Annotated in this window: 6 protein-coding genes; 1 reads left to right on the top strand and 5 read right to left on the bottom strand. The window is 48.8% G+C overall.

The window, feature by feature from the left end:
- Positions 1 to 251, top strand: a 251-nt coding sequence (locus HQ41_RS09845) for a hypothetical protein (RefSeq protein ID WP_235316880.1), incomplete at its 5' end; no start/stop codon positions are given.
- On the opposite strand, the gene gap is transcribed toward HQ41_RS09845, so the two are convergent.
- The 5 genes from gap to HQ41_RS02280 form a co-directional block, all read right to left on the bottom strand.
- A complete protein-coding gene (gene gap / locus HQ41_RS02300; RefSeq protein WP_044187360.1) occupies positions 235 to 1239 on the bottom strand; it encodes a type I glyceraldehyde-3-phosphate dehydrogenase in 1005 nt (334 codons plus the stop codon). The genes HQ41_RS09845 and gap overlap by 17 nt on opposite strands.
- Before the next feature lie 141 nt (positions 1240 to 1380).
- A complete protein-coding gene (locus tag HQ41_RS02295) occupies positions 1381 to 1935 on the bottom strand; it encodes a gamma carbonic anhydrase family protein (protein ID WP_044187358.1) in 555 nt (184 codons plus the stop codon).
- The gene (locus HQ41_RS02290; protein ID WP_044187357.1) at positions 1913 to 2197 is read right to left on the bottom strand and encodes a hypothetical protein; all 285 of its coding nucleotides are present in this window, start codon (positions 2195 to 2197) and stop codon (positions 1913 to 1915) included. The genes HQ41_RS02295 and HQ41_RS02290 overlap by 23 nt, the downstream gene beginning before the upstream one ends.
- A 41-nt stretch (positions 2198 to 2238) precedes the next feature.
- Positions 2239 to 4023 (bottom strand): aminopeptidase P family protein, encoded by a 1785-nt coding sequence (locus HQ41_RS02285; RefSeq protein WP_044187355.1) that lies wholly within the window; start codon positions 4021 to 4023, stop codon positions 2239 to 2241.
- Positions 4024 to 4057: 34 nt separating this feature from the next.
- Positions 4058 to 5602, bottom strand: coding sequence for a DUF4301 family protein (locus HQ41_RS02280; RefSeq protein WP_044187353.1), 1545 nt, complete (start codon positions 5600 to 5602; stop codon positions 4058 to 4060).
- Positions 5603 to 6565: the final 963 nt, after the last annotated feature.

Below are 6565 nucleotides of genomic sequence, written 5' to 3'. Positions count from 1 at the left end.
ATGTCGATACAGTTAATTACATATTAAAGATAGTAATAATCAGGGATATACACAACGTTTCTAGCCGAAAAGAGGCAAAATACCGTGCAACGGTCTCCACTGGAGGCCTAGTGATATCCGAGAGGCACAATCTCTCTGATGCGTTGAGAAGTGTACAGACCAAACTATTAAAAAGAAGAGTTCTCGAGCGGCAAACCGCCCGAGAACTCTTCTTCGTTATGTATCAGCCTAAGACTAAGCGTTTATCTTAGCCATGTGGGCTACTAGGTCAAGAACCTTGTTTGAGTAGCCGATTTCGTTGTCGTACCAAGACACAACCTTCACGAAAGTATCAGTTAGAGCGATACCAGCCTCTGCATCAAATACAGAAGTGCGAGCGTCACCGATGAAGTCGCTAGATACTACTGCATCTTCTGTGTAGCCAAGGATACCCTTGAGTTCGCCTTCGCTAGCTTCCTTCATAGCAGCACAGATCTCTGCGTATGTAGCGGGCTTAGCTAGGTTCACAGTTAGATCAACTACAGATACGTCTAGAGTTGGCACACGGAAAGCCATACCAGTTAGCTTACCATTAAGTTCAGGAATTACCTTACCTACAGCCTTAGCAGCACCAGTAGAAGAAGGAATGATGTTGCCAGCAGCAGCACGGCCACCACGCCAGTCCTTAGCGCTAGGACCGTCTACAGTCTTCTGAGTAGCAGTCGTAGCGTGTACTGTCGTCATCAGACCGTCCTTGATACCCCACTTATCGTTGAGCACCTTAGCAATAGGAGCAAGACAGTTGGTTGTGCAAGATGCGTTAGATACGAACTGAGTACCCTTAACATACTTGTCGGTATTTACACCGCAAACGAACATAGGCGTGTCGTCCTTGCTTGGAGCAGACATTACTACATACTTAGCACCAGCGTCGATATGGCCCTGAGCCTTAGCCTTCTCTAGGAAAAGACCTGTAGACTCTACCACGTACTCTGCACCGATCTCACCCCACTTAAGGTCAGCTGGATTCTTCTCTGCAGTTACACGGATTGTCTTACCGTTTACTACTAGGTGACCGTCCTTGACCTCTACAGTACCATCGAAGCGACCGTGCATAGTGTCGTACTTGAGCATATAAGCCAAGTATTCTGCATCCTGAAGGTCGTTAATACCTACGATTTCGATGTCGTTGCGCTTCATAGCCGCACGGAACACGAAGCGTCCGATACGACCAAAGCCATTGATACCAACTTTAATCATTGTCTTTGTTAGATTTTTATTTGATGAAAATTATTAATCTCTTAACCTTTTAGGGTTAGGTTGCAGAACTTATATGAAAGTGAACCGCCACCAAAACCGCCACAAATTTAAGAATTTTAGTTTATATAGCCTCAAACTATATCAATCCTTTTTCTCAAACTCCGTGCTAATATCTTCCCCTTGCGGCCCAAACCATGAGGCATACATCTGATAGTTATTAGCGATGCGCTCATTGAGATTGCGACTCTGCTCTGGCTCAACCTTCTTAACAAACTTAGCTGGTACACCCGCCCATAGCTCGTATGGACCGATCTCGGTCTTAGTCAGTACCACACTCCCAGCAGCCACGATAGCACCCTCGCCAACTACGGCATCGTCCATCACGATCGACCCCATACCTATAAGCGCTAGATCTCGAATCTTACAGCCGTGTAGGGTCACGTTGTGCCCTACCGACACATTGTCACCAATCTCTATGGTAGACTTCTGATACAGCGTATGCAGTACAGAGCCGTCCTGTATATTGACGTTGTTGCCAATGCGGATTGAGTTTACATCCCCTCGCAGTACCGTATTGAACCAAACACTGCATCCGTCGCCCATCACGACATCTCCCACTACCGTCGCATTGACAGCAAGGAAGCACTTCTCCCCTATCACGGGGCTAATACCTTTAACGCTCTGTATATAAGCCATCGTATTGTTCCAATTGTTTTCTCGTTTCTTTGCCCTTCTTAATCCTACGCATGCTACTATATATATCCCAAGGTAGCAGGTAAACCGTGAAGCGAGTGGCCATAAATAGACTATCTCTGAGCCACCCCTCTGTATCCTCGAGAGGCTGGTAGTCAAAGAACAGCCAGTTAATCGCCAAAATAGTGACAAACATAATGGGAATGCTCCACAGTATGTGTCTCCCAATCATCTTGGCGAGGCTGATATAGTCCTTTCTATCCATTGACACTTAACCTCTCTATATATAACCTTTTTTGGCCTCAGTTAGATTTTGGCAGTCTTCTCTCTGAGCCAAGCAGCCTCGTCTGCAGTGAGGTGCGGGCACAGGGTCTGATAGACGCGCTCTTGGTAGTCGTTGTACCACGCCAGCTCTACATCTGTCAGCAAGGACTTATCCACTAGCTGATTGTCCATATAGCAGAGCGTTACGGTCTCGAACCCAAAGAAGCGCCCAAACTCCGTTTCTTCCTTGAGCTCAGTCACCACAAGATTCTCGATGCGAATACCATACTCACCCGAGCGATATAGCCCCGGCTCGTTGCTTGTGATCATACCTATCTCTAGCGGTGTGGGATTAACCTCGGTGCGGATATTCTGTGGCCCCTCGTGTACGTTGAGGAAGTAGCCCACGCCGTGCCCTGTGCCATGCCCATAGTTAAGCCCACGATCCCACAGCGCCTTACGAGCGAGGATATCGATCTGACTACCTCGTGTTCCCTCGGGGAAGCGGGCGAGAGCCACACCAATATGCCCCTTGAGCACGAGCGTATAGTCCGTACGGATCTGGTCGCTTGGCTTACTGAGCGCTAGAGTACGGGTAATATCTGTCGTACCATCGAAGTATTGACCACCACTATCAAGCAGGAGGACGCCCTCACCCTTGATTGTATATGAAGTCTTGGGCTCTGCCTTGTAGTGCACAATGGCACCATGACCTAGATAACCAGCGATCGTCCCGAAGCTATCGCCATAGAACTTCTCGCCTCGAGCTCTAAATTCATTGAGCTTGACCCCGAGGTCGTACTCACTGATGCTGCCACCGCTCTTAAGCAAATCCTCTAGCCAAATGTAGAAACGTGTAAGCGAAACACCATCACGCACCATCGCAGTCCTAAGGCCAGCTAGCTCCGTAGGCGTCTTGACGGCCTTGAGTGTCGTGAGGATAGATACACCCTCTACGATACGGCAGTGCTTAGGGATACTTGTGTAGAGGCTGTGCGTGGTACGCTTGGTATCTACATATAGGCGAGTCTGGTCATCGAGCGCAGCGATGAAGGGATAAATCTGACCGTAGTCCTCTATGCGCACTCCATTCTTCTCTAGTTCGGCACGCACCTCTGCATTAATCTTCTCTGGAAGTGTAAATAGTACAGCCTCACGATCACTAATGTAGCCGAAACCTACACCAACAGGATTGTACTCTACGTCGTAGCCACGGATATTGAAGACCCAAGCCAACTCGCAGAGCATAGTTACGATCGTAGCATTGGCGCCATTGGCCTTGAGGCGTTCATTAACGAGAGCGATGCGGTCGGCGGCTGTCTGCCCACTGTACTCTGCGGGCTGCAAGAATAGTTCCTTATTGGGGATAGCTGGGCGGTCGTGCCAGATACGCTCGAGCAGATCAATATCCAGACGATACTCAATGCCATAAATCTCTAGCTTGGCACGGCTATCCGAGGCCTCTGCCTCGCTCAGACAAGCACCGTCAGCCGCCACTACACTCCCTGCCGATAGACTCTTGGCGAGGAAGCCCTCGATAGAGGGCGTACCGGGCACGCCCATTTTCATGAGCTCGATAGATGAGCCCTCTAGCTCTTGGCCAGCCTGTAGGAAGTAGCGTGAGTCCGTCCATAGGTAAGCGCCCTCTAGGGTCACAAGCATGGTACCAGCGGAGCCACTAAAGCCACTGATCCAGCTACGCCCCGTCCATCTAAGAGGTGTATATTCACTCAAGTGTGCATCCGATGAAGGAATGATGTAGGCTGATATACCTTCTGCTTTCATGGCCTCCCTTAGGGCGGCAAGTCTATTCTGAATGGTGTTCATTGTAAGTTCGTTTATTATTGTTTGTGTATTGTACTTACTTGCTTTGATGCTCGGGGCGAAGCAGGTCATTGACCTCCTTAACTGGGTTGAAGGTTTCGATCGGCACCTCGACAAAGATTGTATTCCAGTCATGCATCGCTCCGTTCCACAATCCGGGGCGCTCTAGAGCCTTGAGCTCTCGGCCTCCTTGGCTCTTACTTGCGATGAATGCTGTCTTAGGGTTGATGTAGCGCTGCAGGTCGTATCGATCGCCATGATGATTACGCAGAGAGCAAACCAAATCTACGGGATTGAAGTACCCCCCCGATTGTAGCATCGTGCGCTGATGCTCATCTGCCATATTGATCTGCGTGCTCTCTAGGATCTGGAGCGAGCTCGAGCCGTCGGCCTCTCTGATGATGAAAGGGCCACCACCCGGCTCGCCTTGGTTGCGTACCATGCCACACACACGTATGGGGCGGTTGAGCTTGCCATAGAGCCAGTCTTGGAGCACCTTATCATCGTGCATATATTCCTCGGGGACAGATGTACAGAGCGTATTATTAAGGAAAGAGGCAATCTCCATGAGGGCACTGTGTGAGGCCTTACCTCGCTCAAGCTGGCGAAGGTAGTCGAAGATGCGTCGGCGCAGATAAATCAGGATACCACCAAGAAACTTCTTGTACATGACCGTAGCCCCCTTGAGATGATCGGGCACTACGTTGTCTATATTCTTGATAAAAACTATATCGGCATCTAGAGCCGCTAGATTGTTAATCAGCGCACCATGCCCTCCGGGACGGAAGAGTAGCCCTCCGTCCTCTCGGCGGAAGAGATTGCCCTCGGCATCGAGTGCCAGCGTGTCCGTGGCTGGCATCTGCTCGCTATAGGAGAGCTGATACGTCACGCCATACTTATCCTCGTAGTAGAGGCGAGCTCGCTCCAGATGACTCTCAAAAGCTGTATGATGCTCTGGAGATACCGTGAAGTGTATGCGTACACGCCCCATGGCATCGCGAGCATAGAGCGCTCCCTCGACTAGATGCTCCTCTGCCGCCGTACTGCTCCCCTTGGGGTAGGTGTGGAACTGAAGCAAACCCTTGGGCATCGCACCATAGTTGAGCCCGTTCTCCAGAAGCAGGTTCTTGACGATAGTCTTGTGTTCCCCCTGAGCGAGTAGCTTAGGGATACTCTTCCACGAGTTACGCAGACAGACCTCCCCTAGCCGATCGTAGAAGGCAAAACTAGGTAAGTGGTCAAAAAAACGCTGAACCTCTGGAGTATTCGGTTCGGCACTGTCGGAGTCTAAGAAAGCGTAGAGCGACTTAAACATACGAGAGGCAGCCCCGGAGGCTGGCACCATCTTACACACATTCGCTTTTTCATCACCAAGATAGTCCTCCCATGCCTGCATATAGCGAGCTTCTTCTTCTCGCTCTACACGCATAATGCCTCGCTCAAGTGAAGCGGATGCTAAAATATGAAGATAAGGGAACCCCGATCGAATATCCTCCACTTGTCTAGTAGCCTCTTCTAGGCTAATGCCATGCTGGCTGAGTTGCTCCAAATCTGCGGAGCTAAACAATGCTTCTGCTGTCATCGAAAAATCTTCGCTGCATTACGAGCATCTGAGGTCTCTAATTATCAATAATGTTGATTGGAGGCTCAGACACTAGATTAAACGTATATATCTGCTTCGCACAAATTTAGACAAAATCCATCTAAAACACAGCGAACCGAGGCAACAGCCTCTCGGCAGCTGGCTCACTCCATAGCCAATTAGCTACACTACCCGAGTCTACCAATAGACAGATGCCAATTGGGCGGAGCCAACCAATTTCTTCTTTGAAGTTAAATATCGTAAACAGCCTATCATCGTTTTTGAGAAGAGAAGCAAAGCATTTTGGCGATTTGGTTAATCCTTTCGAAAAAATTGGTGGGAAAATCTTTGCGTATTGTAGGACTAATTCGCCGAGATATGTCCTCTAATCTGAAAGGATTGATGGGAAGAAATGACTCTAAATGTGGCTTATGTGCACAAACATAGCCAAGGATAAAAATTAAAAATCTGGAAATCAGAAGATTGAAAACCTCCGTTTTAGGCAGCTGTTTTTGCACAGCTGGGGCTACGTACGCAAACGAAGGCAAACCTCGCCTAGAGCCTCCCAAGGGCCAAATACGAGGGCTGGCGTTTTTAGCCCCTCTTGAAGGCGTCATTCCCATCAACATTCTGAAATCTGAGCTAAAATATAAATCTCACCACCTTTTCAATCTCCCTATAAAAACGGAGGCTATGCCAGAATCTATCCGACATAGCCTCCCCAAGCTAACTCACAAATCATTGCTTTGATATTGGTTTCAACTCACCCTTAGCTATTAGAGACCGTTGCACGGCATTTTGCCTCTTTTCGGTTAGAAACGTTGTGTATATCTTTGATTATTACTATCTTTAATATGTAATTAATTGTATCGACATGGCAACTAAACCAACCGAACCAGCTCCTAGCTTCCTACAAGTATATACTCAGGTTCGTCGCGACCGTATGAAGCACTCCTTTCTCCG

It is taken from the genome of Porphyromonas sp. COT-290 OH860 (assembly GCF_000768935.1).
Classification (GTDB): domain Bacteria; phylum Bacteroidota; class Bacteroidia; order Bacteroidales; family Porphyromonadaceae; genus Porphyromonas.
The sequence above is the reverse complement of the archived record's forward strand: the minus strand, read 5'-3'. Positions and strand labels throughout refer to the sequence as shown.

What these genes read in the sequence shown, in the direction of transcription:
- gap (WP_044187360.1), bottom strand. Translation starts at nt 1,239, where the DNA reads ATGATTAAAGTTGGTATCAATGGCTTTGGTCGTATCGGACGCTTCGTG.
- HQ41_RS02290 (WP_044187357.1), bottom strand. Translation starts at nt 2,197, where the DNA reads ATGGATAGAAAGGACTATATCAGCCTCGCCAAGATGATTGGGAGACAC.
- HQ41_RS02285 (WP_044187355.1), bottom strand. Translation starts at nt 4,023, where the DNA reads ATGAACACCATTCAGAATAGACTTGCCGCCCTAAGGGAGGCCATGAAA.
- HQ41_RS02295 (WP_044187358.1), bottom strand. Translation starts at nt 1,935, where the DNA reads ATGGCTTATATACAGAGCGTTAAAGGTATTAGCCCCGTGATAGGGGAG.
- HQ41_RS02280 (WP_044187353.1), bottom strand. Translation starts at nt 5,602, where the DNA reads ATGACAGCAGAAGCATTGTTTAGCTCCGCAGATTTGGAGCAACTCAGC.